Annotated in this window: 25 protein-coding genes and 3 tRNA genes; 8 read left to right on the plus strand and 20 right to left on the minus strand. The window is 36.4% G+C overall.

Annotated elements, in window-relative coordinates; translation table 11 throughout:
* Positions 1 to 51: 51 nt before the first annotated feature.
* A complete protein-coding gene (locus AC27VX_RS08915; RefSeq protein ID WP_236857893.1) occupies positions 52 to 1254 on the minus strand; it encodes an MFS transporter in 1203 nt (400 codons plus the stop codon).
* A gap of 182 nt (positions 1255 to 1436) precedes the next feature.
* On the opposite strand from AC27VX_RS08915, the gene AC27VX_RS08920 reads away from it, so the two are divergent.
* On the plus strand, positions 1437 to 2336 hold the full coding sequence (locus tag AC27VX_RS08920; RefSeq protein WP_236857892.1) for an AraC family transcriptional regulator: 900 nt from the start codon (positions 1437 to 1439) through the stop codon (positions 2334 to 2336).
* Positions 2337 to 2524: 188 nt separating this feature from the next.
* On the opposite strand, the gene lipA is transcribed toward AC27VX_RS08920, so the two are convergent.
* Positions 2525 to 3391 (minus strand): lipoyl synthase, encoded by an 867-nt coding sequence (gene lipA / locus AC27VX_RS08925; protein WP_236857891.1) that lies wholly within the window; start codon positions 3389 to 3391, stop codon positions 2525 to 2527.
* A 116-nt stretch (positions 3392 to 3507) separates the two neighbouring features.
* Between lipA and AC27VX_RS08930 the strand changes: the two genes are divergently transcribed.
* A complete protein-coding gene (locus AC27VX_RS08930) occupies positions 3508 to 4140 on the plus strand; it encodes a hypothetical protein (RefSeq protein ID WP_236857890.1) in 633 nt (210 codons plus the stop codon).
* 200 nt (positions 4141 to 4340) lie between these two features.
* Here AC27VX_RS08930 and AC27VX_RS08935 read toward each other — a convergent pair whose 3' ends face one another.
* Positions 4341 to 4901: an RNA polymerase sigma factor gene (locus AC27VX_RS08935; RefSeq protein ID WP_236857889.1), complete on the minus strand. Its 561-nt coding sequence runs from the start codon at positions 4899 to 4901 to the stop codon at positions 4341 to 4343.
* 156 nt (positions 4902 to 5057) lie between these two features.
* Here AC27VX_RS08935 and tyrS point away from each other — a divergent pair, with 156 nt between their 5' ends.
* Positions 5058 to 6353 carry a tyrosine--tRNA ligase gene (tyrS, locus tag AC27VX_RS08940; protein WP_236857888.1) on the plus strand — a complete coding sequence of 432 codons (1296 nt, stop codon included), beginning with the start codon at positions 5058 to 5060 and terminating at the stop codon, positions 6351 to 6353.
* A 73-nt stretch (positions 6354 to 6426) separates the two neighbouring features.
* Here the strand turns inward: tyrS and AC27VX_RS08945 are convergent, their stop codons facing one another.
* Entirely contained in the window at positions 6427 to 6849 is a 423-nt protein-coding gene (locus tag AC27VX_RS08945; protein WP_488695139.1) for a hypothetical protein, read from the minus strand.
* 199 nt (positions 6850 to 7048) lie between these two features.
* On the opposite strand from AC27VX_RS08945, the gene AC27VX_RS08950 reads away from it, so the two are divergent.
* A complete protein-coding gene (locus AC27VX_RS08950) occupies positions 7049 to 9022 on the plus strand; it encodes a tetratricopeptide repeat-containing sensor histidine kinase (protein WP_488695141.1) in 1974 nt (657 codons plus the stop codon).
* Positions 9012 to 9650: a response regulator gene (locus tag AC27VX_RS08955; protein ID WP_300689102.1), complete on the plus strand. Its 639-nt coding sequence runs from the start codon at positions 9012 to 9014 to the stop codon at positions 9648 to 9650. Before AC27VX_RS08950 ends, AC27VX_RS08955 begins: the two co-directional genes overlap by 11 nt.
* A 48-nt stretch (positions 9651 to 9698) precedes the next feature.
* Here AC27VX_RS08955 and AC27VX_RS08960 read toward each other — a convergent pair whose 3' ends face one another.
* Positions 9699 to 10130 (minus strand): hypothetical protein, encoded by a 432-nt coding sequence (locus AC27VX_RS08960; RefSeq protein ID WP_236857884.1) that lies wholly within the window; start codon positions 10128 to 10130, stop codon positions 9699 to 9701.
* A gap of 247 nt (positions 10131 to 10377) precedes the next feature.
* On the opposite strand from AC27VX_RS08960, the gene AC27VX_RS08965 reads away from it, so the two are divergent.
* From AC27VX_RS08965 to AC27VX_RS08975, 3 genes are all read left to right on the plus strand, one after another.
* Entirely contained in the window at positions 10378 to 11016 is a 639-nt protein-coding gene (locus tag AC27VX_RS08965) for an alpha/beta hydrolase (RefSeq protein WP_236857883.1), read from the plus strand.
* Positions 11017 to 11138: 122 nt separating this feature from the next.
* A complete protein-coding gene (locus AC27VX_RS08970; protein ID WP_236857882.1) occupies positions 11139 to 12458 on the plus strand; it encodes a PDZ domain-containing protein in 1320 nt (439 codons plus the stop codon).
* Between the two features lie 3 nt (positions 12459 to 12461).
* The gene (locus AC27VX_RS08975) at positions 12462 to 12989 is read left to right on the plus strand and encodes a hypothetical protein (protein WP_236857881.1); all 528 of its coding nucleotides are present in this window, start codon (positions 12462 to 12464) and stop codon (positions 12987 to 12989) included.
* On the opposite strand, the gene AC27VX_RS08980 is transcribed toward AC27VX_RS08975, so the two are convergent.
* The 15 genes from AC27VX_RS08980 to AC27VX_RS09050 form a co-directional block, all read right to left on the minus strand.
* Complete coding sequence (locus AC27VX_RS08980) at positions 12982 to 14010, minus strand: L,D-transpeptidase (protein ID WP_300689093.1); 1029 nt, start codon at positions 14008 to 14010, stop codon at positions 12982 to 12984. The genes AC27VX_RS08975 and AC27VX_RS08980 overlap by 8 nt on opposite strands.
* Before the next feature lie 635 nt (positions 14011 to 14645).
* Positions 14646 to 14719 (minus strand) — tRNA-Asp (locus AC27VX_RS08985).
* Positions 14720 to 14751: 32 nt separating this feature from the next.
* A tRNA-Asp gene (locus AC27VX_RS08990) sits at positions 14752 to 14825 on the minus strand.
* 32 nt (positions 14826 to 14857) lie between these two features.
* Positions 14858 to 14931, minus strand: a tRNA-Asp gene (locus AC27VX_RS08995).
* Between the two features lie 126 nt (positions 14932 to 15057).
* Positions 15058 to 15375, minus strand: a complete 318-nt coding sequence (trxA, locus tag AC27VX_RS09000) for a thioredoxin (protein ID WP_236857879.1) — start codon at positions 15373 to 15375, stop codon at positions 15058 to 15060.
* A gap of 85 nt (positions 15376 to 15460) precedes the next feature.
* The gene (locus AC27VX_RS09005; RefSeq protein ID WP_488695146.1) at positions 15461 to 16636 is read right to left on the minus strand and encodes a cysteine desulfurase family protein; all 1176 of its coding nucleotides are present in this window, start codon (positions 16634 to 16636) and stop codon (positions 15461 to 15463) included.
* A 2-nt stretch (positions 16637 to 16638) separates the two neighbouring features.
* Positions 16639 to 17106: a hypothetical protein gene (locus AC27VX_RS09010; RefSeq protein WP_488695148.1), complete on the minus strand. Its 468-nt coding sequence runs from the start codon at positions 17104 to 17106 to the stop codon at positions 16639 to 16641.
* A 24-nt stretch (positions 17107 to 17130) separates the two neighbouring features.
* Positions 17131 to 17718 (minus strand): HAD family hydrolase, encoded by a 588-nt coding sequence (locus tag AC27VX_RS09015; protein ID WP_236857876.1) that lies wholly within the window; start codon positions 17716 to 17718, stop codon positions 17131 to 17133.
* A gap of 4 nt (positions 17719 to 17722) precedes the next feature.
* Entirely contained in the window at positions 17723 to 18448 is a 726-nt protein-coding gene (locus AC27VX_RS09020) for an SDR family NAD(P)-dependent oxidoreductase (RefSeq protein ID WP_488695150.1), read from the minus strand.
* Positions 18448 to 19767 (minus strand): FAD-binding oxidoreductase, encoded by a 1320-nt coding sequence (locus AC27VX_RS09025; RefSeq protein WP_488695152.1) that lies wholly within the window; start codon positions 19765 to 19767, stop codon positions 18448 to 18450. Before AC27VX_RS09025 ends, AC27VX_RS09020 begins: the two co-directional genes overlap by 1 nt.
* The gene (locus AC27VX_RS09030; RefSeq protein ID WP_236857873.1) at positions 19764 to 20651 is read right to left on the minus strand and encodes a decaprenyl-phosphate phosphoribosyltransferase; all 888 of its coding nucleotides are present in this window, start codon (positions 20649 to 20651) and stop codon (positions 19764 to 19766) included. The genes AC27VX_RS09025 and AC27VX_RS09030 overlap by 4 nt, the downstream gene beginning before the upstream one ends.
* A 109-nt stretch (positions 20652 to 20760) precedes the next feature.
* Complete coding sequence (locus AC27VX_RS09035; RefSeq protein ID WP_236857872.1) at positions 20761 to 21450, minus strand: YiaD family glycine zipper/OmpA-like lipoprotein; 690 nt, start codon at positions 21448 to 21450, stop codon at positions 20761 to 20763.
* Between the two features lie 25 nt (positions 21451 to 21475).
* Positions 21476 to 21967, minus strand: a complete 492-nt coding sequence (locus AC27VX_RS09040; RefSeq protein ID WP_236857871.1) for a lipocalin family protein — start codon at positions 21965 to 21967, stop codon at positions 21476 to 21478.
* A 124-nt stretch (positions 21968 to 22091) separates the two neighbouring features.
* The gene (locus tag AC27VX_RS09045; protein WP_488695155.1) at positions 22092 to 23777 is read right to left on the minus strand and encodes a S8 family serine peptidase; all 1686 of its coding nucleotides are present in this window, start codon (positions 23775 to 23777) and stop codon (positions 22092 to 22094) included.
* A gap of 87 nt (positions 23778 to 23864) precedes the next feature.
* The gene (locus tag AC27VX_RS09050) at positions 23865 to 24482 is read right to left on the minus strand and encodes a WbqC family protein (protein ID WP_236857869.1); all 618 of its coding nucleotides are present in this window, start codon (positions 24480 to 24482) and stop codon (positions 23865 to 23867) included.
* Between the last annotated feature and the right edge of the window lie 10 nt (positions 24483 to 24492).

Below are 24492 nucleotides of genomic sequence, written 5' to 3' on the forward strand. Positions count from 1 at the left end.
GAGCCTGTTTCATACTTTGAAACAGGCTCTTTTTTATAGTAGTTGATTTCCTTATTTATCACAAGGAGTATATTCTGTTGTGGATTCCTCTTCATTCTGCTCTTTTGAACCATACAGATACATATATCTTATGCTGACTACCACTCCAATAAAAGTCATCCCCACTCCTACCAACGATGGATAGTTGAAAGGTAATCCATATTCTAATGGAATTCCTCCCAGAAAAGCCCCCATTGCATTGGCGATATTAAAACCTGCCTGCATAAAAGCAGCAGCCATCATTTCGCTTTTCGGGGCAGCTTTCATCATCATAATATTAATAGGTGCTGCAATAGACATGGATAATGCTCCGCACATAAAGGTCAGCACAAGAGCTATATTCTGATGTTCGGCAAGAAAGAATACTCCTCCCAGAGAAATCATCATTAGAAAAATCAGCAATGCACAGGTTTTCTCAGGTCCTAATTTATCTGAAATAAATCCTCCTGCCAGATTTCCAACTACCATACCGGCTCCTGCCAGCACCATGACATAGGCCATCTGACTGCTCTTAATGCCTGCCACGACGGTCATCAGAGGCGTTATATAACTCAACCATGTGAACAGTCCTCCAAATCCTATTGCTGTAATAGCAAGTACAAGCCATGACTGTTTGTTTTTAAGGAATTTCAACTCTTCCAGGAAGTGTGTATTCTGGTTAGATTCTGTTGCCGGAAGCCACAGTTTTAAAAACAAGATAGCAAAAAGGCCAATGACCGCTACAATAGCAAAGTATAATCTCCAATGGAAAGTATGCCCGATATAGGTGACCAGAGGTACCATCGCCAGATTGGCTACTGTGAGCCCCGTAAACATCATGGATATATAGAATGCTTCTTTCCCTTTTCCTGCCATTTTGGATGCTACTACCGTTCCTACTCCAAAGAATGCCCCATGAGGAAGTCCGGACATGAAACGTATGATCAGCATACTGTCATACCCCGGAGCAATAGCAGAAAGGCCATTAAATAAAGTAAAAAGAATCATAAAAGCTATCAGAACCTTTTTGGGTGGAAACTTCACAGAATAGCCTATAAGAATCGGTGCACCAATTACCACTCCCATTGCATAAGCAGAAATTAAATGCCCTGCCTGCGGAATCGTGATCTGTAATGTTTTAGCAATATCAGGAAGCAATCCCATGACGGTAAATTCTGTAGTTCCTATTCCCAAACCACCAATAGCCAGTGGTATTATTCTTTTATCAATCTTCATTGTATCTAAATCTTTTTTCTTAATTATTTTTTCATCAAACTAAAGCCGTTGCCGAGCTTTATTTTGAAAGTGCAAAAATCGTCAGAAAGTTTGAATTTCACTTCTCTTTGAATGATAAAAATTTGCTCCATATTAACCTTTTTACTTAATTTTAAATTCAGAAACAATCAAATTAGAACAAAATGAAAATTCAGAAAGAAATTATTGAGTTTGAAAATGGGAAATCATTCAAGCTGTTTGCTCCTTCGCTGAAAAATTGTTTTTTCTGGCATTATCATCCTGAAATTGAGTTGGTGTATGTAGAAGCCGTGAATGGGATCCGGCATGTGGGAAAAGATATTTCCGGCTTTACAGACAGTGATCTGCTGCTAATAGGAGCCAATGTTCCTCATCTGAATTTCGATTACGGTATCCAAACAGAATGTAAACAGCTTGTCTTGCAGATGCGGGAAAATTTTCTTCAGGATATTATTCTGCCTGTTCCCGAGTTCGAAAATATTAAAACCCTGTTAGAACGCTCATATCTCGGTTTGTCATTCTCCGGAGAAACAAAAAAAACAGTGGTTGAACGACTCAGGATCATTAAAGATAAAAACTCCTTTGAGTCATTGGTAGGACTGATTGAGATTCTTCAGATTTTGGCTGATTCAACAGAGGTAAAGGAACTCAATAAGGAAGATACAAGAATCAAATGGTTTCTTAATGACAAAATAAGAATGGGAACCATCTATGACTATATCCATGATAATTATGATAAAAAGCCCAACGTGAATGATATTGCCCGAATAATAGGACTAAGCACCCCTGCTTTCTGCCGTTATTTTAAAAAACAGACCAATATGACCTTCACAGATTTTGTCAATAACTACAGAATCAATCAGGCTAAGATTTTTCTGTTAAAAGATTATTCAATAACAGAAGTCTGTTTTCAGGTTGGTTTTGAAAGTCTTTCTTATTTTAATAAGTTATTCAAGCAGCATACCGGTGAAACACCTTCTGAATTTAAGAAGAAACATTTCAGACCAATTGAAATAAACGGGCGAATTGGTGTAATGAACAGAGATTCTTTATATCATAAATAATAGATTGAGTAGAATCAGGTTTTGCACAAAGCCGAGTCAAGCGGAATTTATATTTAATTAAGCGCACTAAAGCCTTTTTCTATTTATTTTTGAATTATTCCGTTCATTTTATAACTCCCGATCATGAACCTCTGGCTCGGCAGCTCTTAAAAACAAAAAACCGTTCATTTCTGAACGGTCTGTATTTTCTAATGAATATGTTTTTCTGCGTGGTAAGAACTTCTTACAAGAGGAGAACTTTCAACGTGTCTGAAGCCTAAACTTCTTGCAAAATCTCCAAACTCATCAAACTCTTCCGGAGTAATGAACTTTTTTACAGGAAGGTGTTTTTTGGTTGGCTGAAGATATTGTCCAAGCGTGATAACATCTACATTAGCATTTCTGATGTCTTCAATTGTTTGGAAAACCTCATCTTTGTTTTCTCCCAAACCAAGCATTACACCTGTTTTTGTTCTTCTCTGCCCCGCCTCTTTTAAATATCTTAATACGTCAAGGCTTCTTTCATATTTTGCCTGAATTCTTACTTCCCTCGTCAAACGTTTTACCGTTTCCATATTGTGAGAAATTACCTCTGGGGCTACTTCTACCAATCTGTCTATATGTTTTGTAATTCCCTGGAAATCCGGAATCAGCGTTTCCATGGTAGTTCCCGGGGAAATTCTTCTCACAGCATTCACTGTTTCTCCCCAAAGAATAGATCCCATATCTTTCAGATCATCACGGTCTACAGAGGTAAGAACGGCATGTTTGATCTTCATTAATTTAATTGAACGGGCTACTTTTTCAGGTTCATCCCAGTTTACATCAAGTGGTTTTCCTGTTTTTACTCCACAAAAGCCACAGCTCCTCGTACAGATATTCCCAAGGATCATGAACGTTGCTGTACCTTCTCCCCAGCATTCTCCCATATTCGGGCAGCTTCCGCTTTGGCAAATTGTGTTTAGTTTATATTTATCAACCAATGTTCTCAGCTCTCTGTAATTCTTTCCGGTAGGAAGTTTTACGCGGATCCATTTTGGTTTTTGAACGGTAGTGTCTTGAACTGAATTTTCCATTTCTAAAATTGAAGTTCAAAGTTAAGGAATTTTTAATGGAAACCATCAACCAGAGAAATTGATGAAATTGATAATTCAAAATTTCATTGTACATTTATGTTTTCAAAATTCTTCCCATGAGAAAAATAGTTTTCCTTTTATCTGTTGCATCCAGTACACTTTTTTTTGCTCAAGAGCAATTTCAACCTGCAGGTTCTACCCTGCTTGAAACCATAGACGGAGATCTGGATGGTGATAACATTCCTGAAAAAGTAATGATCTATACGACAAAAGATGAGGGCGAACTGGGCAAAATCCGTGAAATTCAGATTTTGAAAAAAAACAATGGAAAGTGGACCTTGCTTGAAAAATCCAGAAATGCAGTTATGGAAAGCAGTGCCGGAGGAATGATGGGAGATCCTTATCAGAGTACTGAGATCAAAAAAGGAATTTTGATCATCATACAGGCTGGTGGAAGCAGCTGGAAATGGGATGTTACCGATAAATACAGATTTCAGAACGGACATTTTGAGCTCATAGGTACCTCTTCGTCTGCAGGAAGGCCGGGAGATTACTGGAAAGATACAGATTTCAATCTTTCTACGGGACAGCTTATCTTTAAAAAAGAGGTGGAGAATACTGCTGAATATGGTAAATCTCTAAGTGAAACGTATATTCATAAAGGTTTAAGGATCGATCTTCAAAATAGAAATCAGGAAAAACAGCGAAAAATCACGCTTCCCAAGACGAAAGAAGAAGTTTATTTCTAATGAATGCCTTTGAAAATTAAGCTTTGGCTCAACCCCGGTTTTGAATTTTGTCCTTCTGACGAAGGAAGAATCTTATTGATGAACAAATTTATGAGATTCTTCACTACATTTCTGAACTACGTTCGTAGACCTTCAGCCTGTGTTCAGAATGAAACTTTTGAGATAACTTGTTTTATTAAATAACTTGATATTTCTGACGCTTAATTATCATCAAACTCATTATTCTTCAATAATTCTGCAAGAACCTTTTTGGCTCTCATTACCCTTACTTTAGTATTGGCCACCGAAATCCCCAATTCTTCGGCAATTTCTTTAATACTTTTTTCTTCAAAAAACCTCAGCTTGATAATATCCTGATAGTTGGCATCCAGAGATTCTATGGTTTTGATGATTTTCTTTTGCTCTTCTTTAGAAATCAGAAGTTCTTCGGGAGATTTTGCAAACTGATTTTTAACTTCGTCAAGATTTTCAATGGAGTCTTCATTTTCGCGGCTTTTTTTCCGCCAGAAATCAATAACTGTATTCTGAGCTATGGTGAGCACCCACGTTTTAAACTGAAAATGGGGATCAAACATATCCAGTTTCGACAATACTTTAGAGAAAACATTTACGGTAATCTCATCTGCATCGTTTTCATCTCTTACCTTTTTCATAACAAAAGAGAAAACATCCACCCAAAAAATATTAATGAGTTTAGTCTGGGCCTTCTGATCTTTGTCTTTGGCCTTCTGGATGAGCAGGAATAGCTGTTCGTCGTTCATTAATAACAAATATAGAATATTTGGGGCAGAATTGCAAAGGGATAAAAAGTCAAAAAAGCTAATTTGAACATTAGCGGAATCCCTTTCTTTACTTTGTGCTGTCTTCCTTCTGAATTTATTATCTTTGCACCATAAAAATTTTAAAGTAAAAAATCAATGAATTCCTTTATAGAAGAACTGAAATGGCGTGGTCTGTTTGCCGATATGATGCCAGGAACCGATGAACAACTGAATAAAGAGGTAACTACTGCATATATTGGTTTTGATCCAACGGCCGATTCTTTACATATCGGAAGTCTTATTCAGATAAAAATTTTAGCGCACTTCCAGCAACATGGGCACAAACCTATCGCTTTGGTGGGAGGTGCTACAGGAATGATTGGAGATCCATCCGGGAAATCGGCTGAAAGAAATCTTTTGGACGAGGATACTCTTTTACATTATGTTGACTGCTTAAAAAATCAGCTTTCAAAATTTTTGAATTTTGAAGGAAATGAGCCGAATAAAGCTGAATTGGTTAACAACTATGACTGGATGAAGAATATTTCATTCCTTGATTTTGCTAAAAATATCGGAAAGAACATCACGGTTAACTACATGATGGCTAAAGATTCTGTGAAGAAGAGATTCTCCGGAGAATCTGGTGCAGATGGAATGAGTTTTACAGAATTTACTTACCAGTTAATTCAGGGATATGATTTCCTTCACTTATATCAAAATAATAATGTAAAGCTTCAGATGGGAGGCTCTGACCAGTGGGGAAATATCACCACAGGAACAGAATTGATCCGTAGAAAAGCACGTGGAGAAGCATTTGCATTAACGGTTCCATTGATCACAAAGGCTGACGGTTCTAAATTTGGAAAATCTGAAAGTGGAGAAAACTACTGGCTAGATAAAAAGAAAACATCACCTTATAAATTCTACCAGTTCTGGCTGAATGCTACAGATGAAGATGCTGAAAGATTCATCAAATTCTATACATTCCTTGGAAAAGAAGAAATTGAAGCTTTAGTGGAAGAGCACAAAACTGCGCCCCACGAAAGAAAGTTACAGAAGAAACTTGCTGAGGAAGTAACCGTTTGGGTACATGGAAGAGAGGAATATGAAAAAGCGCTAAAAGCTTCGGAAATTCTTTTTGGACGTTCTACCTCTGAAGATTTAATAAGTCTGGATGAAGAAATCTTCCTTGAAGTTTTTGATGGCGTTCCTCAGAAGGAAGTTTCAAAAGCTGATGTATTGGGAGTTAATATTATTGATCTTCTTTCTGAAAAATCAGGATTCTTAAAGTCTAAGAGCGAGGCGCAGAGAGAAATAAAAGGTAATTCAATTTCCGTGAATAAGGAAAAAGTAAATGATACTTTCTCTGCCAATGAGACTGATCTTATTGATGGAAAATTCCTATTGCTTCAAAAAGGTAAGAAAAGCTACTTTATTGTGAAAGTAAACTAAGCTTAAGCACCATATAAAAACTGGCGCTGAGATGAATCTCAGCGCCAGTTTTATTTCCTAAAATGACTTAATATTAAAATGTATAGCTTGCAGAAGCAGATAAATACTGCCCGCTGGAAGTTCCTTCTTTTTTCAATTCTCCGTCTACCCAGATCTGAACCTTCAACGTAGAAGAAGCGTTTGCCCCGATTGCATTTACAGCGACATTAGCATTATATGCTCCCGGCTCTGATGTTATCTCAGGACTGGACCAGATTGTTCCGCTAAGGCTTGAAGCTGTTGTAGGATTACCATCAATTCCGTAAACCGCTACATCAATATTACTTCCCGAAGAAGCGATAGCTTTAAAAACTACTTTATGGCTTTTTCCTGCTCCGTTCACATGGTTATCATCGTCATCATCTTTACTGCATGAAGTCACCAGCCCTATAAGCATTGCTGCCATTACGGCAATAAATGTTCCTCTTAACAGCTGACTCATTTTCATTTTTTTCATAATCTTTTTGTTTAAATTTTAGTTACTATATTGAATATTCTATGATTAATGATTTGATACCTGCAAAGCTATGGGAGTCATCAATTTCTATCAATCCTTAAAAACAGGTAATTTTTTCTACCTAAATTCAGGTATTTTTTATACTGAAATTTTTAATTAAATTGAACTTTTAAAAAATATCCTACAGAATTGATATCCAATGAAGAGATTACTTATCCTATTAAGCCTATTGTTGTCATTTAATTTACAATCCCAGCAAATCATTCCGCTTAATGAGAAATCTTATGTAGACAGCTTACAAAATATTACAAAAAAAAGTCTTCCTGACCCTTCAAAAGCAACAGCACTTTTTCTTCTGTCTAATTATTACAGAAACATTGATTCTCTTTTGAGTAAAAAGTTCCTTGAGAATGGGAAAATACTCGCCAAAAACGATCCTTTAATTTCAGCAAAATATTATTACTACGAAGGACAATATTATCTTGACCGGAACAGGACGAAAGCAGCAGTCTCCTATGAAAAGGCTATTAAAGCTTTATCTAAGTTCAGGAATGAGGAATCGGATTTCTTTCAGGCATTGGCCTGGTACAGCTATGGAGTTTCTCAAAAAAATAAAGAGGGTTATCTACCATTGGTCAAGATTATTCTTGAAAAGAGTCTTCCGCTTGTCAAAAAATATGAAAACAGCAGAAATCTAGGCTTTTTATACACACAGCTTGCTGTTATTCTTACTTATAATGCCCAGTTTAAAAAGGCAGAGAACTACAATAATAAAGCGTTAGAAATTCTTGAAAAAAAATTTCCAAATTCTGCAGAATTATTTTTCACTTACCTCAACTCCGCTAATAATTTCTGCTATCAGGCTAATGGAGATGAAGCTCAAAAGTATCTTAACAAGGCGGAAAAGTTAATTGAGCCTTATCCGGAATCTTCATCCAATGCTTTCTATTATTATAGCAAAACCCTTTTTTATATTACGAGGCAAAGGAATTCAGAAGCGCTCCCTATTATTGACAAAGGAATCTTTTACGCCAAAAAATTCAATCAGAATCTTCTCGCACAAATGTTTTATTTCAATAAATATGACATTTTAAAAAAGCTTAAAAGATATCATGAAGCCAAGAGCACTCTAGAAGATGTTTTAGCAGAAAAAACCTTAGCCATTGATCTCAATAACAGAAAAACCTTCTATAAACAACTCTCTTTACTAAATGAGGAACTAGGAGATACGAAAGAAGCACTGAAGTGGGAGCAAAAGTATTCCAAACTCAATGACAGCCTGAATATTGAAAATGTAAAACTGGAGATCAATAAACTTGAATCTAAATTCAACACTGCAGAAAAAGAAAGAAAAATAGCCACCTTAAACGCAGAGAAAAACCAAAAAGATCTGGAAGTAAATAAGAAAAATTCCTATTTATGGGGAATGGGACTCGTCCTGTTGCTGGCGTTGAGTCTCTTAGCTTTCTTTTATATTCTTTTCAGGAAAAATAATAAAATAAACACGCAAAAAATAAACGATATTAAGCAAAAGGAGGAATTATCACTCACCAAAGCTATTCTTGACGGTGAAGAAAGAGAAAGAGAACGTATTGCTCGAGACCTTCATGATGGTCTAGGGGGAATGCTGGCCGGTGTTAAAATTAATTTTTCGACCTGGTCTGCCAACCATTTACAGCCTGAAAAAGATGAAGAATTTTATAAGATTTTAGGACAGCTGGACAGCTCTGTAAGTGAACTCCGCCATGTAGCACGAAATTTAATGCCGGAATCACTGCTTAATTTTGGGCTCGAAACGGCCTTGGATGATCTTTGTGAATTCTATACCAGGAAAGATCTTGAAATTGATTTCCAAGCAATTGGCATTGAAAAAAAAGTGCCTTTAAATATTCAGCTTAATATTTACAGAATTGTACAGGAGCTTTTAGCAAATGCAGTAAAGCATGCACAGGCTACCAGTATCTTACTTCAGTGTTCCCAATCGGGAGAAAATTTTCTCATCACTATTGAAGATAATGGAAAAGGATTTGAGAAAGAGGTTGAAAAGACGACTAAAAGTATGGGACTTCATAACTTAAGAAACCGTGTCAACTACCTGAAAGGAAAAATGGAAATAAACTCTGACCATCAAGGGACAACTATTAATATAGAGCTTAACATTCATGGAGAATAGAAAAATAAGTATTGTCATTGTAGATGACCACCCTATTGTCATCGAAGGATTAAGAACCATGCTGAACAGCCAGCCATTTTTCAATGTTACCGAAACCTTCACTTCGGGTTCAGAAGTGATCAACTTTATCCGGTCCCATACTGTGGACATTATTTTTCTGGATATTACTTTACCTGATACCAATGGTACAGAGCTCTGCAGAGAAATTAAAGCTATTTCACAAGAAACGTCCGTGATCATGTTCAGTAACCGTTCTGAACGAAGTATTATTATTCAGTCGATACAAAACGGAGCAAGCGGCTATATTCTCAAAAACACTTCTATTGACGAGCTTGTCATATGTATCAAAGGGGCCCTTTCAGGAGATATTGTTTTTTGTAATGAGACGAAGCAAATCATCAGTCGGCCGGCTCACAACATTCTCCCTATTCCAAGGCTTACCAAAAGGGAAAAACAGATCCTGCAGATGGTAGCTCAGGGAAAAACAAGCAACAGGATTGCTGAAGAGCTTTTTCTAAGTCCGCTTACTGTAGATACCCACCGTAAGAACTTACTGCAAAAGTTTCACGCAAAAAATTCAACAGAGCTGATTAATCTTGCTGTACAGCAACATATGATTGAAGAATAAAAAAAACCGCTGTTAAAGCGGTTGTTTTGTATATCGGTATCAATTTTTTTAAGGTTCCAAGAAGCTGTAATCAAGAGAAGCGACTAATACTCCTTTACCTTTTTTCTTAACGGTTCTGGCAACTTCCCCATCTATATAAAGGTTAATAGTCAATTCTGAATTATCATCCGGCATCGTTGCGTTTGCATCCAGATTAAGCTGTGCCTGGCTAGAGTTTACAAAGAATTCTCCGCTTGTCCAAGGTGATGTTACAGGTGATGTTGGAGTGTTATAAATGGTATTCTGAGAAGTACCCACTTGAGTTATAACGCTTATGATCTTACCTCCGGTAGTAGTTTTCACTTCAAACTGCACCACATGATCCTGAAATTCATCATCATCATCTTTTTTACAAGAGCTGACCACGGTAATGACAGAAAATAATAAAACGAATAAAAAAGAAAGTCTTAGTAAACTTTTTGAATTGTAAAATTGCTTCATTTCTCCAAATAGATTTTTTAATGTTTCAAATATAAGTTTTTTATTAATATAAAAATAACTTTTATGAAAAATTTCCAACAAAGATTTACAAATAATATCAAATCGACAAAAAATACACACAGGCTCTAAAACACAATAATACAGCTCAAATAATCAATCGTTGAACATCCGCCAGTCTATCATTAAAGTTCATTGTACACATAACAAAAGTTGATTTACAATGTAATTTATTAATTATATTTGCTGTATGAATTTAGATTATATAGTAAGAGAGCCGGAAAACATTACCCCCAGCACCCCTGTTCTTTTTATGCTTCACGGCTACGGCAGCAATGAGCAGGATCTTTTCAGTTTCAGGGAAACCCTTCCCGCCGACTGGCTTATTATCAGCTTCAGAGCTCCCAGAGATACACAGTTTGAAGGATATTCATGGTATGATATCAACTTCAATGATCCTGAAAACTTTATTGACGTACCTCAGGCGAAAGAATCTTTAAATGCTGTATTAGAAAACATCTTGAAACTGATCAACCATTATGGTCTTACTGAAAGCAGAGCACATTTGTGCGGCTTCAGCCAGGGTGGAATACTATGTTATGCTTTAGCTTTAAAATATCCTGACCTTTTTAATTATGTAGCCTGCCTTAGTGCTTATCCTGAAGATAAAATCCTGGACGGTGTCATAAAAGATAAAAAGAAACTTGAAAAACTGCGTTTCTTCATTTCCCATGGTACAGATGATGCTGTCATCCCGCTTGACTGGGGAAGAAAAGGGGCCGATCTTCTTTATGACCTTAGCTGCTATTTCACCTTCAGAGAGTATATGAGCGGTCATGGTGTGAATCAGAAAAATTATATGGACCTGATGGAATTTTTCTCCAAATAGTACATGGTACGATTTTAAAATAAATTTAACATTTCACACTACTTTATTGTAGTTTATATAAACATTCCTGCATTTGGAATGTTTTTTTATTACCATAACTATAATTTCAGTAAATTCAGTAAATGAAAATTAGGTTTCTTATACTGGGATTATTATTAGGCATTATTGTAAGTGCCCAAAACTCTTTTGAGCTGATCAATACAAAAAAAGCAGTCATCCCTTTTAAGTTTATCAACAATCTTATTTTTATCCCTATCAACGTTAATGGTGCGGAACTCACTTTTCTATTAGATTCGGGTGTTTCCGAGACTATTCTTTTCAGCCTTGAAAATAAGGAACTCAGGCTGGAAAATATTGAAAAAATCAAATTTTCCGGGCTTGGAGGAAGCTTAGATATTGACGGATTAAAATCCAACCGAAATTTGGGCAAAATAGGTGAAGTTCTTGTTAATACATCTATGTCTTTTTATATTATTATTGATGAAGACTTTAATATCTCACCCCATGTCGGAATTCCTGTAAATGGAGTTATAGGATATTATTTCTTCAAAGACCATCCTATTTCTATAGATTATGTTACAAAAAAAATAACAGTTTATGAAACCCTTGATCCTTTAAAAAAGAAGATCAGAAAGTTTGAAGAATTCCCTATCACTATTGAAAGAGACAAGCCTTATCTTCATGCTGATGTAGAGATGACGGCAGAAAGGAAGGATTCAAAACTTCTCATTGACCTTGGAAACAGTGATGCCATATGGCTCTTTCCTGCTCTCATTAAAAACTTTGTGTATAACAGACCCAATATTGATGATTTTCTGGGCCGTGGATTCAATGGAGATGTTTATGGTAAAAGAAGCAGAATCCATAATTTTTATCTGGGAAGCTTTAAGTTTGAAAAGCCGCTTACTGCTATGCCTGATGAGTTTTCTATCCAGCACGTCAATCTCGTAAAAGACAGAAAAGGCTCCGTAGGGGCAGAAATTATCCGCAGGTTTACCGCTATTTTTGATTATCCCAACAAAAAGCTATATCTTAAAAAAAATAAGTATTTTGATGATCCTTTCCATTTTAATATGAGTGGATTAGATTTCATGCAGGACGGCTTAGAATGGTCGGAAGACAAGTTAAAAATTGAAACCCAAAAATCATCAGCTGTAATAGCTGAAGTTTATAGAGACTCTTTTCAGTATAAATTCAGCTTGAAACCAATCTTTTCTATTGCAGGGGTAAGAAAAGATTCTCCAGCCTATAAAGCGGGTCTTCAAAAAGGTGACAAAGTACTAAGCATTAACGGCAATAAAACTGCTGATATGACATTGGAAAAAATTGTAGAACTTATGAGATCAAATGAAGGCCGAACCATTACGATTGTTGTTCAGAGAAAAACCGAGCAACTGACTTTCAGATTCAGTTTAGAAGATCCCATTCCTTATCAAGAATAGCATATGAATACCGAAGAAACCACCTTAGACAGAATAAGAACCAGACCCAGATTCAAAATGTTTACACATCTTACCAAGGAAGAGTATGCTGAGAACCTGAAACAATACTTTACAGAGCATAAAGATGAATTTGCCGGGAACATCAACAAAGAAGTAGCTACCATCTGGGTAGAAACCAAGTATGACAATTATTGGAAACCCCGCCTGGCACTGCGTGTAGAGATGGAGGATGAACATACGGTAATACGGGGAGTATTCGGTCCCAGCTCGGCAGTGTGGACGTTTTTTATGTTTCTCTATTTTTCCTTTTCTATTCTCTGGATGGTCTTCTTCACGATGTACTATGTAGAAAAACAAATAAAAAGCGCAGAATACCCGTGGGCACTGAGCGCTTCTTTTGTAATGTTATTTTTTATTCTCCTCACTTATATTGCAGCAAGGTTTGGCCAGCATAAAGGGAAGAATGAAATGCTTAAACTGAGACGTTTTGCCGAAGAATCTACTTTACAATTTGAAAAGTTCATTAATTAGATAGCGGTTCTACAGGCTTTTCATTTTGTACAGGAGCCGCCATTGCTTTTGCAGCTTTTATTGAATCTGCTACTCTTTCTCTGTTGCTTTGTTCTTTCAGCATTTTTGGAACATCCGGTTCCAGCAGTTTCGTAAGTTCTTCCACTGAAATATTATTGGCATTGGGATCATTCAGAAGCTTTTTCCAGGGTCTTCTTCCGCCCCAGTTATAATCTCCGAATACCATTACGGCTGTACCCCGTGCTTTTGTAGTTGCTCCTCCAGGGTTTAGAATCCATGTATCTGCATAAGAATACAGCCATTGTGCATCTTTTCTGAGCAGTCTTAAACAAGAGTGTGAAGCCGGATATCCCGGAAGTGTATATTCATGCCATCCGATACCGCCTATATTATGGATATTAAAGTTATAAGGAAGCTTCCATTCACTGCTGACAGTAGAAATAGACAATTTCTTTTTCCAATTCGCAAAGGTAAGCCCCCTTGTTGTCTGAGCCGCCTTTTTCCCCATACTGGTTGGTCCCCATTTTACAAGGCTACCGTTGGAATATACAGCATAGGCCTGAATAGGATATGAAAAGATGACAAACTTTTTTACTCCGCTCAGCACATCCAGCTGCATTGGAAATGGTGAATAAGCCATCAGTGTAGTATCTATTTTTGCAGGAACTACCAAAGTATCGGCATTCCATTTACTTTTAGAATCTAACCTGTTTAAAGCTAAAATAGCAGTACGTTCCTGCTCATTATATTTCTTACTGAACTGCGCGTATGCAGAATCTCTTGTTTTCTTATCTTTTGGAATCACAAAAGCATTATAAAACCCGTTCTCCTGCATCACCGGTGGTTCAGATTCTTTCTTTACAACCGGCACGGAGTCTTTTTTTATAGAATCTTTTTCTGCTTCCGGCATTTCAGAGGCAGCAACTGTATCTTTAAAAGTATCGCTTATTTTTTCTATTTCTTTTTTACAGGAAACGAGAAATACACCACATAAGCATGCATATAAAAATGATTTTTTCACAGATATGTTTTTCATAAATAAATCGGCCGTTTAGTTTGGCTACCCAGTACAAATATCAGACCTAAAATTGAATAACAAAAGACATTGATTAAAATACCGTAAAAAAACGGAGTTTTCAATTTATATCTTAAATTCACCGGAAACTTCAAAAACACAATTCCTGTTGTAAAAAATAAAGTCAAACAATAAAGCTTTTTAAACTATTTTAATTATTATAAATTACTATATCAGCAGGGTTAAAATCATAACCATCACCTTTTTCATATAATAATCAAAAATAAGACCTCCACAAGTGAAGGCCTTTATTTTTATTTCAAAATTTTTATGTTTTCAGAATACTTTAATACGTTTATCAAGCCGCATCGTTGGGAACTTTAAACTTGACGATGGCAAAAGTATGGATTAATATAAGACACTAAAAATAAACGACATAGAATATTATCAGATACTTTATAGAATTAGTTCTATATCACATCCCTCTAATATTCTTCTGGCTCGACAAAGCAAAACATTTTACATTCTTTCTGAAAAGGTATATTGGATCAGTCTCAAAAGTTGGGGGCTAAGCAAAAGTGATTGTATTAAAAAACAAAAAACCTGTAAAGAGACTTTACAGGTTTTTATGATCTTAGCTGCGATCCGGACGGGACTCGAACCCGCGACCTCCGCCGTGACAGGGCGGCATTCTAACCAGCTGAACTACCGGATCAATTTTTTTAAAGTAAATTGATAAAACTTATGCGATCCGGACGGGACTCGAACCCGCGACCTCCGCCGTGACAGGGCGGCATTCTAACCAGCTGAACTACCGGATCAATTTTTTTGAAGTAAATTGACAAAACTTATGCGATCCGGACGGGACTCGAACCCGCGACCTCCGCCGTGACAGGGCGGCATTCTAACCAACTGAACTACCGGATCAAAAATTTAAAGAACTTCGTTTCTTTTTCGTGGTTGCAAAATTACAACTTTTTTTATTCCCTGCAAATTATTTTCAAAAAAAAGCCTCCCAATCGTGGAAGGCATTCATTATCAAACTATTTTTTTTTATAAGTGAGCGCTTAATTTTTCAGCGATTACCTCTTTTGGAGTTACTCCAACTAATTTGTCTACAACTTCACCGTTCTTAAAAATAAGAACAGTAGGAATATTTCTGATACCATACTGCATAGAAATCTCCTGATTGTTGTCCACATCTACCTTTCCTACTACTGCTCTTCCTTCAAAATCTGATGCTACTTCTTCGATGATTGGTCCTAAAGTTCTGCAAGGTCCACACCATACTGCCCAGAAGTCTACTAATACTGGTTTATCTGATTTCAAAACCGTATCCTGGAATGAGCTGTCTGTAATTTCTAAAGCCATGTTTGTCTCTTTTATTTTAATTAATATTATTCTCTTGTTTTTATCTCTATTGAGTCCTCAAAATTACGACTTTTACATCATAAGACTATCTATGCTCAACATTAGTTTTTTCTATAGTGTAATCACTTGATATTTCTTTCAAAGCGTTCACCAGGGTATCGATATTCTCTTTGGTAGTCATATGGCTGAAAGAGATACGTAGTGGTGTACAGTGATCCATTTCATCCTCAGAAAGCACCATCATCATCACCATAGATGGTTTAGATGCCCCGGAAGAGCACGCACTTCCCTGCGAAATAGCAATTCCTTTCATATCCAGCTGAAGACCTATCAATGGATTTTTATAAGGCAGTAATGCGCTTAAAACAGTATAAAGGCTGCTTTCCTTCTCTGCGCTTCTTCCGTTGAATTTAATGCCATCTATTTCTGCAGAAAGCCTTTCAATGGCATAGTCTTTAATCTCCTGCATATGATGGGTATATTCATCCATATGAGCTAAAGAAATCTCCAATGCCTTCCCTAGTCCTACAATACCCGCTACATTTTCTGTTCCGGCTCTAAGACTTCTTTCCTGAGGCCCTCCCGTGATAATTCCTTTTAGGCCTGAAGCTTTTCTGATAAAAGCAAACCCTGCTCCTTTAGGCCCATGAAATTTATGGGCACTACATGAAGCGAAATCTACAGGAATATCTGAGAAATCCAGGTTCATATGAGCCATAGTCTGTACAGTATCTGAATGGAAAAGAGCATTATACTCTTTGCATAGCTCGGCAACCTTTTTCAGATTGATAAGATTTCCTATTTCGTTATTGGCATGCATTAAACTTACCAATGTTTTTTTATCTGAAGCTTTTAATAATTCTTCTAACTTATTAAGGTCGATATCTCCCTTTTCGTTAGGACGAATGTAACTTACTTCTACTCCTTTTCTGGTTTTCATATCCAGAATACTTTCAGAAACACATTTATGTTCCATAGGAGAACTGATGATTCTCTGTACTCCAAGATGTTCTACGGAGGACTTAATGATCATATTGTTTGACTCGGTTCCACAAGAAGTAAAAATGATTTCAGCAGGACTTACATGAAGATAGTCTGCAACCTGTCTTCTTACATTTTCAATAAGGATCTTTGCTTCCTGACCAAAACTGTGAGTTGATGACGGGTTTCCGAAATTCATTTTCATAGTGCCCACCATTGCATCTATAACTTCATCTGCAAGCGGAGTGGTTGCGGCATTATCTAAATATACTTTATCCATTATTATTTTGAATATTTTAATTCTACAGAGGTAAACTGGTAATCTGCAGGAACAGTAAAAATAAACCAGGGATTTGAGATCACCTGAATTTCCATTCCACCGGAAGGTTCTCCGGCCGGAACTTCTACATACAGAATTTTATTATTTACAGAAATACTTTTGATTTCTGAAATAGTATGGCTTCCTGACCTGAAACTACCTAAATTGTAAAGAACAACTTTTTTATCCTGAGGAAATGGTGGATATTTGATGTAAGATTCCGTTGCCAGACCCGCCAGACCAAAACTTCCTCTGATGGTGCTGCGAAAATCTTTTTCATCTTTAATAATTCTGAATCCAGCCTTATCTGCTCCTCCCTGTGATTCAGAGACAAGCAGTTCAGTCTTTTCCTTTATGGTATCTGATTGATGAGACGGCGCGGATGCACAGCTCATAAAAATTATCATACATACCGATAAAAGGCTTTTCATTTTCTACAATTTTATCTCCCAAAATTAATGAAAAAATTGGTAATGTCCCTCATTTGCCCATTTCAACATTGGCCGATCACCGGAAGTATCACCAAATGCGATAATTTTATCGTATTTAGAATCGTTAATTTCTTCTTTAATTCTTACTAATTTCTCGGGTCCGTTACAGTTTTTACCCACAAAGTTTCCTGTGAAAACACCGTTCTTAAACTCTGCCCGCGTAGAAACAAGCTCCATTTTAAGTTCATCAGCAAAAGGCTTCACCCAGATATCCAGTGAAGCAGTAACCAATAAACTTTGTGTATTATTCCTATCGATATTTTTTATAAAGTCTAACGCATTCTCCCTCACAATTTCAGGATAATGATGTTCAAAAAACTGCTTAGATTTCATTTCAATCTTTTCCTGAGTCTGCCCTCTCAAAATAGACCCGATAAAGCTTTTTTTTACTTTTTCTGTTTCAGCCAGTTTTAGCTTCAGCAGAATAAAGAGCGGTACATGTCTCAAAAATTGTATCCGGTATTTTGTAGAATTGTAGAATTTAAGATACATAAACATAGTATCTTTGTAGGTAAGAGTCCCATCAAAATCAAAACAATACAATTTTTTCATTTTTTTAAAGCTTTAATTTTTTAAATATAAATTCAGGAATATTTCTGATAATCAACATGATAATACTCCAAACCGGCAAAACATATGCCACATTATTTTGTTTTTTGAAGGCTTTGTAAATACAGGCTGCTGCCTGCTTGGGACTGGCAGTCAATTTAGGGTTTAATGGCAGACCTTCCGTCATTTTAGTGGCCATAAATCCGGGTTTTATGGTAAGAACATGTACTTTTTTATCAAAAAGATAATTCCTTAAACCACTTAAATAAGCTGTAAAGGCTGCTTTTGCACTTCCATAGATAAAATTACTCTGTCTTCCTCTGTCTCCTGCCACTGATGAAAGCCCAATGATTGTTCCTGATCTTCTGTTTTCAAATTTATGGGCAAAATAATTCATTACAGGAACCAGCTTGGAATAATTGATATCAATAATACGCTGTGTATTCTTATTATCATACAAACCTTCTTCAGTTCCTTCTCCCAGATATCCTACGGCACAAAATAATACATTTGAATTGATCGTATCAAATCTGTTGTAATCAATTTCTTTTGTCAGATCCAGTTCAATCACTTCAGACTGCTGGAGAAACTTTACATCAATATGTCTTGCAAATCTCTCTGTAGTTTCTTTATTTGAGGTAAAAAGATAGATTTTTTCAAATTTTTCACCTTCCTGAAGTGCTTTTTCCACAAAAGCCTGTGCTACTTCAGATGTACTTCCGAGAACTATCATTATGAGTTGTTATTTATGATTCTTTTGTGCTGTAAAGACACAAATTTGGAACTTCTAATATTTTTCAGGTAATTGGTAAGCGATGATCTGCTCATGCTGTCCTTGGTAAGGTAAATTCTCCCTCCAAATTCCTGTACAATGCCATCAAGCTGGTCTACCAATTTCTTTAGCTTTGAATTCACTTTAAAATCGAGTGCCAGGGTGTATCCTTCCATAGGAAATGAATTATAGGCATCGGGATTATGCTTTCCAAAAAGTTTTAAAACAGCTAAGAATGATCCGTTTCCGCTTTTGGCGATCGTCTCGAGAATTTTTTTCATTCCTTCTTTTCCGGCTTCTTTAGGGATGACCATCTGATATTGTATAAAACCAGATTTACCATAGATTTTATTCCATTCATTCACGGCATCTAAAGGATAGAAGAACGTCTCATAATCAATAAAGTTTTTAACTTCTTTTTTAGATTGCTTTTTATAATATAACCAATTGAAGAGTTTTACTGTCAGGGCATTCAATACAAATCCAGGAAAATAAAAGGGAACAGTTGGCTGCAGTTTTTTCTTTAATCGTAAAGGTGTTTTTCCAAGATTTTGAGGAAGCTCATGTTGAAAGGCATGTTCCCCTCTCATCAGAATACTTCTTCCGATATCCTTTCCTTTCTGAAGACAATCAATCCAGGCCACTGTATAAGTCCAGCTTTCACTTTCATCAAAAAGCTTAAAAATCTCGTCCAGATTTTCTGCCTTGATACTTTCCTGACGGATGTAGGCAGATTCTATATTTTTAAGTTTAAATTTTGCAGTAAGAATAATTCCTGTAAGTCCCATTCCTCCGATTGTAGACCAGAACTTATCTGAATTTTCTTCTCTGGAGCAGGTAATAATATCTCCGCTCTCAGTCATTAGCTTGAACTCAATAACATATTCTGAGAAACAACCTTCGGCATGATGGTTCTTTCCATGAACATCAGATGCAATAGCGCCCCCTACAGAAATAAACTTGGTTCCGGGAGTCACATAAAGGAAGTATCCTTGGGGAACTGCTATTTCAAGGACATCCGAAAGCAATACTCCGGACTCACATTCTATAATGCCGTTTAAACGGTCAAAACTGATAAATTTATTTAATTTTTTGGTAGAAAATATAGATTCTCCTAATGAGGCATCTCCATAACATCTTCCATTTCCTCTTGCGATAATTTCGTTGTGATTGAGTACAAAATCTTTTATTTTTTTGAAGCTGTCTTCAGATCGCATTTCTTTTTCTACTACCGGGTAATTACCCCAGTTTGTAACTTTTTGTGTGAAATTCGGCTTCATTTTTTAAAGTAAATTTGAATTAAAAATGTGGCAACCCAAAGCAATAGAGTAACCTGTATATAACGGTCTCTGTATACAATTTTGGTAGGAGATTCTGTTCTGTTGTAAACTAATGTCTGCTGAAGATATCTCAGCAAGGCAAATACTACAAAAACTACGGTATAAAAAACCCGTTGATGGAATCTTGCCTGAACTTCCGGTGACAGGGTAAACATCAGATAACAAACGATAGCCAGTGTAATGGAAATAGATAATGCAATATCTGCAAACTGAACATTATACCCATCCAGAGATCTCCTTGTCTTTCCTGATATCTGTGCATTAATAAGCTCTCCTCTCCTTTTACCGATCGCCAATACCAGCGCCAATACAAAAGTCAATAAAATAGCCCATTGTGAGATGCTGATCCCCGTAATATACCCTCCGGCAAGTACCCGCAGTACAAATCCGATTGCAATGATAAAAATATCAATAATCGGAACGTGCTTAAGCCTGAACGTATAGGCCAGATTCATTACGACGTAAAAACCTATGATGACAGCAAATTTCCATAAGGGCTGCTGAAAATAAAACTGTGCTAAAAATACGAGAATGATATCTGCTACCACCAGCCCTATAAGAATTCCTATAGCATTTGGTTTTGAAATAGCTCCGCTTGCCAGAGGTCTTCTTCTCTTTTCCGGATGTTTCCGGTCTGCCTCAATATCATTATAATCATTCAGGATATAAACAACGCTTGCTGCAAGCGAGAAGATAGCAAAAGCGAAAATGCTTTTAGCAAGCAGATCAAAGTTGGTGATATTACCAGAAAAGAACAGAGGGACGAATACAAACAGGTTTTTCACCCATTGCTCCACACGGAGCAGTTTTAAATATTTCTTCATTTATGTTGTTTCAAATGCAAAAATAGTAAATTCAAAGTTTTCCAAGGATAAAAATACAAAAAAAACCGCCGGAGCGGTCTTTTACGAAAATATTTATATGTTAAATTACTTACTGCCCTTGTTTGGCATCGTTAATCATTTTCTCATTTGCAGTAATTGCGAATTCAACTCTTCTGTTTTTAGCTCTTCCTTCATCAGTATCATTACTTGCAACCGGCATATTTTTACCTTCACCTTTTGTAAACATTCTTGATGAAGCAACTCCTTTACCTGATAAGTAAGATTTCACAGCATCGGCTCTTCTTTGAGAAAGTGCCAGATTATAAGCATCTTTACCTACGCTGTCTGTATAACCGTAGATATTAATGTTGGTATCCGGGTTATCTGCCAATACCTGAGCCAGCTTATCAAGGTTAGTTTGGGCCACAGAAGTAAGGTTTGAAGAATCGAAAGCAAAGTTGACAATACTCTCGTTCATTGTTACTTTGATACCGTCTCCTACTCTTTCTACCTGAGCTCCCGGCAGTGTTTCTTTAATATCTTTAGCCTGCTTATCCATTTTGTTACCGATAACATTACCCGCAACACCACCGATAATACCTCCAAGTACAGCACCAATAGCACCATTTCCTCCCCTACCTACATTGTTACCAAGGATACCACCAAGAACGGCTCCTGAAGCAACACCTACAGCAGTTCCTCTCTGTTGGTGATTCGAATTCTGAACCGCTTCACAACTTGTCAGTAATAATGCTGATGACAAGAAAAGGGCTCCTACGTATGTTTTAGTAAATTTCATTTTTTTGATCTTTTATGTTGATAAATTATTTCATTCCTGCTCTCTGGAAGTTGTAAACAACTTTTACATTTCCTCCTTCAAACGGAACATCTTGCTGAAGTGAAAACTGATCTGTAGTCTGGTTAATCAGCGTCAGGGTATATCCTGCTGTATTTTGTTTTGCTTTAGTACCATCAGCAATTTTTTTAAACATAAACGTATTACCGTCTTTTACTTCAAATTTGATGGGTTGTGTAAATGCCGGGCAATTTCCACCACCGTTTAAAGTATACGCGCCTGTCCAGTTGTTCGGAATCAGTCTCCAGTGGCTTCCTACAAAACATTGTGCATCTGCACCTTCATCAAAGGGTTTAATTTTGAAACCTTTGTCGTAATCTACACTCACGATCTGCCAGTCTCCTTTCATTTTTAGAAAGTCTGCTCTTTGATTTTGAGAGGTAGCTGCTTTATTCGCAGAGGAACAAGACACTGCAAAAAGTGATGTTCCTAACATCCCTGCAAGTAGTAACTTTTTCATTTTGTTGTTTATTATTTTGTTACTATAAAGTTACAAAAAACCGTGCCAAAATTCATAATAAAAAATAAAAAGTCCGAAAAAATTCGGACTCTTTATGGTTTCTCCTTAAAGACAGGAAGATAAATTATTTTTTAACAGCCTTTTTTACGGATTTCGAAGGCTTCACAGTTTTGGTTGGTGCTTTACCATTATAAAAATGGGTATAAGCATATTCTGCTGCTCTTTTTACATCAATAACCCCTCCGGCCTGCGAATACTCTGCGAAACCATTGGCCGTACTTGGGTTGCTGCTTTTAACAAGGGATTCAATAATCTGGTAAGGCTTCAGATCCGGCATATATGCCAGTAAAACCGCCGCGGCCCCCGCGGCAACAGGTGAAGCCATCGAAGTCCCCTGAAGATATTTATACTCGTTTTTAGGAACGGTAGAATAAATTTCTTCACCCGGAGCGAATACATTAACCATTTTCTTGTTATAGTTAGAGAAATCGGCTCTTAATGCACTATTTTTATTAGTACTGGCACCTACTACCATTACATTGTTTACAAATGGTTTTTCATCTGTAACTTTTTTAAAGTTGGTAGGATAAGCCAGATGTTCTGCAACATCTTCATTTTCGTTACCAGCTGCTTTTACCAAAAGAACGCCTTTATCTTCAGCATATTTAAAGGCATCCCAAACTACGTTTTTACCTGGTGAAACAGGTTTTCCGAAGCTCATGTTAAGAATTTTAGCTCCATTATCAACTGCATATCTAATTGCATTAGCAACATCTTTGTCTCTTTCATCTCCATTGGGAACGGTTCTTACAGACATTATTTTTGCTACTTTGGAAGCCACTCCGTACTGAATTTCATTTCCCTGAGGAAGACCGGCAATAATTCCTGCTACGTGGGTTCCATGCTCCGCATCAGCACCTTCGTAATGGTTATTTCCATAGATTTTCTCAGAGTAATCATCATAATTATCTCCTACGATTTCTTTTCTTGTGTCATAACTTAAGTCATATTGCTTAGCCTGAGGAGAATAGTAATCAATGGCTTCTTTCATTTGATCTTTAATCGCTTTTTCAAACTCTTCGGAAGATTTTCCTTTAAATTCCGGGCTCTGAGATACTCGCCCCAGGATATCTAGTGCGATAGCATCTTTTTGATCTGTAGGAGGTTTTATAGCGGCTATAGTTTGTGCATTAACTGGTTTTCCTCCTAATAATTTCACCATATTAGGAATCAATTCGTTAATCATTGTATAGGTCTGAAGGCCCTGTTTTGCTTCTACACTTTTCTTATTGAAAAGTTCTTTAGACTTCATATACATTGCAAATTCTTCCGGCATTTTGGCCTGATTTGCTTTATTTTTTGTGGAATCGTCACCTTCAAAAACAGGTTTATATTTGGCAACTACTCTTGTTACCTCCATATTATCAATATCAACATCCCCGTTCTTTCCTCCCAGGAAATTCCAGCCATGTACATCGTCGATATATCCGTTCCCATCATCATCTTTACCATTTCCTGGAATTTCGTTAGGATTCGTCCATAGATTATTGATCAATCCCGGATGATCCACCTGTACTCCACTGTCCAAAACCCCAACAATTACAGGTTTAGGCTTTAGTCCTTTAGATTCCAGATATTTATAAGCGTTTGCGGTATTCACTCCATATACTTTTGAAGTGGAAAAATCTTTATGATACCAGGTCATAAGATCTTTATCTTCCTTAGGGTCAATACTTTTAGTTTTAGTCTCCTGTGCAAAAGAGAAATTAAAACCTGCTAAAAAAACGGCAGCTAATAATACCTTTTTCATATGTTGATATTTAATTTTTAAGGTAATATATAATCGCCACATTCATCTGTCTTACTAATGAAGAGTTGTAATTGCAACGATTTTATACTAATACAATTGTTTTATTTTTTTTATGTAGACCAATGATTCAGGCCCTTTGTTACAAACAAGGTCAAGAATCGATAAATCTTTCAAAAATCCGAATTTGTCTGAGAAAGTCTGATAGTATTCATCCATTTCAAATTCTGAAGGATTTTTTGCCGAAAACTTTTCTCTGAAATTGATCTCATCAGGATTTCTGATATATTCTTCATTCAAAGAGTGTGCCTTTTCTGTTTTCAGTATCTGTTGGATCACTTCTAACCCTTTAAGGTTAAAATCTAAAAGAAACTTTTCTTTGAGATCAAATATTTTCCTGAACTTATCTTCGTAATATTCAAAATAAGGAGAGCTCTGATAAGCTGTTTTAATGGACTTCCAGTGAAGATTTCTCCAGTCTTCTCTGTAAGAAATCTCAATATCTTTCGTCTCTCTCTTCCCATTATGATTTATAGGAATGATTAATGATAATTTTCCGTTTGCACCATAGATATTCGCTCTGTTTCTATAGGTTTGTTTTGGAAAACTTTCAAACTGTTCAAATACAATTTCCTTTTCAGCATCTAAAAACACTGAAAACCATGAAACCGGTGGCATATAAAATACCGGTAATAAAATATTTTGCATAATAATATAT

The sequence above is a fragment of the Chryseobacterium sp. 14P4.3.2 genome (assembly GCF_057799275.1).

Bases quoted from the DNA above. Each gene is read 5' to 3' on its own strand.
- AC27VX_RS08915 (WP_236857893.1), bottom strand. From the start codon at position 1,254: ATGAAGATTGATAAAAGAATAATACCACTGGCTATTGGTGGTTTGGGA.
- AC27VX_RS08920 (WP_236857892.1), top strand. From the start codon at position 1,437: ATGAAAATTCAGAAAGAAATTATTGAGTTTGAAAATGGGAAATCATTC.
- lipA (WP_236857891.1), bottom strand. From the start codon at position 3,391: ATGGAAAATTCAGTTCAAGACACTACCGTTCAAAAACCAAAATGGATC.
- AC27VX_RS08930 (WP_236857890.1), top strand. From the start codon at position 3,508: ATGAGAAAAATAGTTTTCCTTTTATCTGTTGCATCCAGTACACTTTTT.
- AC27VX_RS08935 (WP_236857889.1), bottom strand. From the start codon at position 4,901: ATGAACGACGAACAGCTATTCCTGCTCATCCAGAAGGCCAAAGACAAA.
- tyrS (WP_236857888.1), top strand. From the start codon at position 5,058: ATGAATTCCTTTATAGAAGAACTGAAATGGCGTGGTCTGTTTGCCGAT.
- AC27VX_RS08945 (WP_488695139.1), bottom strand. From the start codon at position 6,849: ATGAAAAAAATGAAAATGAGTCAGCTGTTAAGAGGAACATTTATTGCC.
- AC27VX_RS08950 (WP_488695141.1), top strand. From the start codon at position 7,049: ATGAAGAGATTACTTATCCTATTAAGCCTATTGTTGTCATTTAATTTA.
- AC27VX_RS08955 (WP_300689102.1), top strand. From the start codon at position 9,012: ATGGAGAATAGAAAAATAAGTATTGTCATTGTAGATGACCACCCTATT.
- AC27VX_RS08960 (WP_236857884.1), bottom strand. From the start codon at position 10,130: ATGAAGCAATTTTACAATTCAAAAAGTTTACTAAGACTTTCTTTTTTA.
- AC27VX_RS08965 (WP_236857883.1), top strand. From the start codon at position 10,378: ATGAATTTAGATTATATAGTAAGAGAGCCGGAAAACATTACCCCCAGC.
- AC27VX_RS08970 (WP_236857882.1), top strand. From the start codon at position 11,139: ATGAAAATTAGGTTTCTTATACTGGGATTATTATTAGGCATTATTGTA.
- AC27VX_RS08975 (WP_236857881.1), top strand. From the start codon at position 12,462: ATGAATACCGAAGAAACCACCTTAGACAGAATAAGAACCAGACCCAGA.
- trxA (WP_236857879.1), bottom strand. From the start codon at position 15,375: ATGGCTTTAGAAATTACAGACAGCTCATTCCAGGATACGGTTTTGAAA.
- AC27VX_RS09005 (WP_488695146.1), bottom strand. From the start codon at position 16,636: ATGGATAAAGTATATTTAGATAATGCCGCAACCACTCCGCTTGCAGAT.
- AC27VX_RS09010 (WP_488695148.1), bottom strand. From the start codon at position 17,106: ATGAAAAGCCTTTTATCGGTATGTATGATAATTTTTATGAGCTGTGCA.
- AC27VX_RS09015 (WP_236857876.1), bottom strand. From the start codon at position 17,718: ATGAAAAAATTGTATTGTTTTGATTTTGATGGGACTCTTACCTACAAA.
- AC27VX_RS09020 (WP_488695150.1), bottom strand. From the start codon at position 18,448: ATGATAGTTCTCGGAAGTACATCTGAAGTAGCACAGGCTTTTGTGGAA.
- AC27VX_RS09025 (WP_488695152.1), bottom strand. From the start codon at position 19,767: ATGAAGCCGAATTTCACACAAAAAGTTACAAACTGGGGTAATTACCCG.
- AC27VX_RS09030 (WP_236857873.1), bottom strand. From the start codon at position 20,651: ATGAAGAAATATTTAAAACTGCTCCGTGTGGAGCAATGGGTGAAAAAC.
- AC27VX_RS09035 (WP_236857872.1), bottom strand. From the start codon at position 21,450: ATGAAATTTACTAAAACATACGTAGGAGCCCTTTTCTTGTCATCAGCA.
- AC27VX_RS09040 (WP_236857871.1), bottom strand. From the start codon at position 21,967: ATGAAAAAGTTACTACTTGCAGGGATGTTAGGAACATCACTTTTTGCA.
- AC27VX_RS09045 (WP_488695155.1), bottom strand. From the start codon at position 23,777: ATGAAAAAGGTATTATTAGCTGCCGTTTTTTTAGCAGGTTTTAATTTC.
- AC27VX_RS09050 (WP_236857869.1), bottom strand. From the start codon at position 24,482: ATGCAAAATATTTTATTACCGGTATTTTATATGCCACCGGTTTCATGG.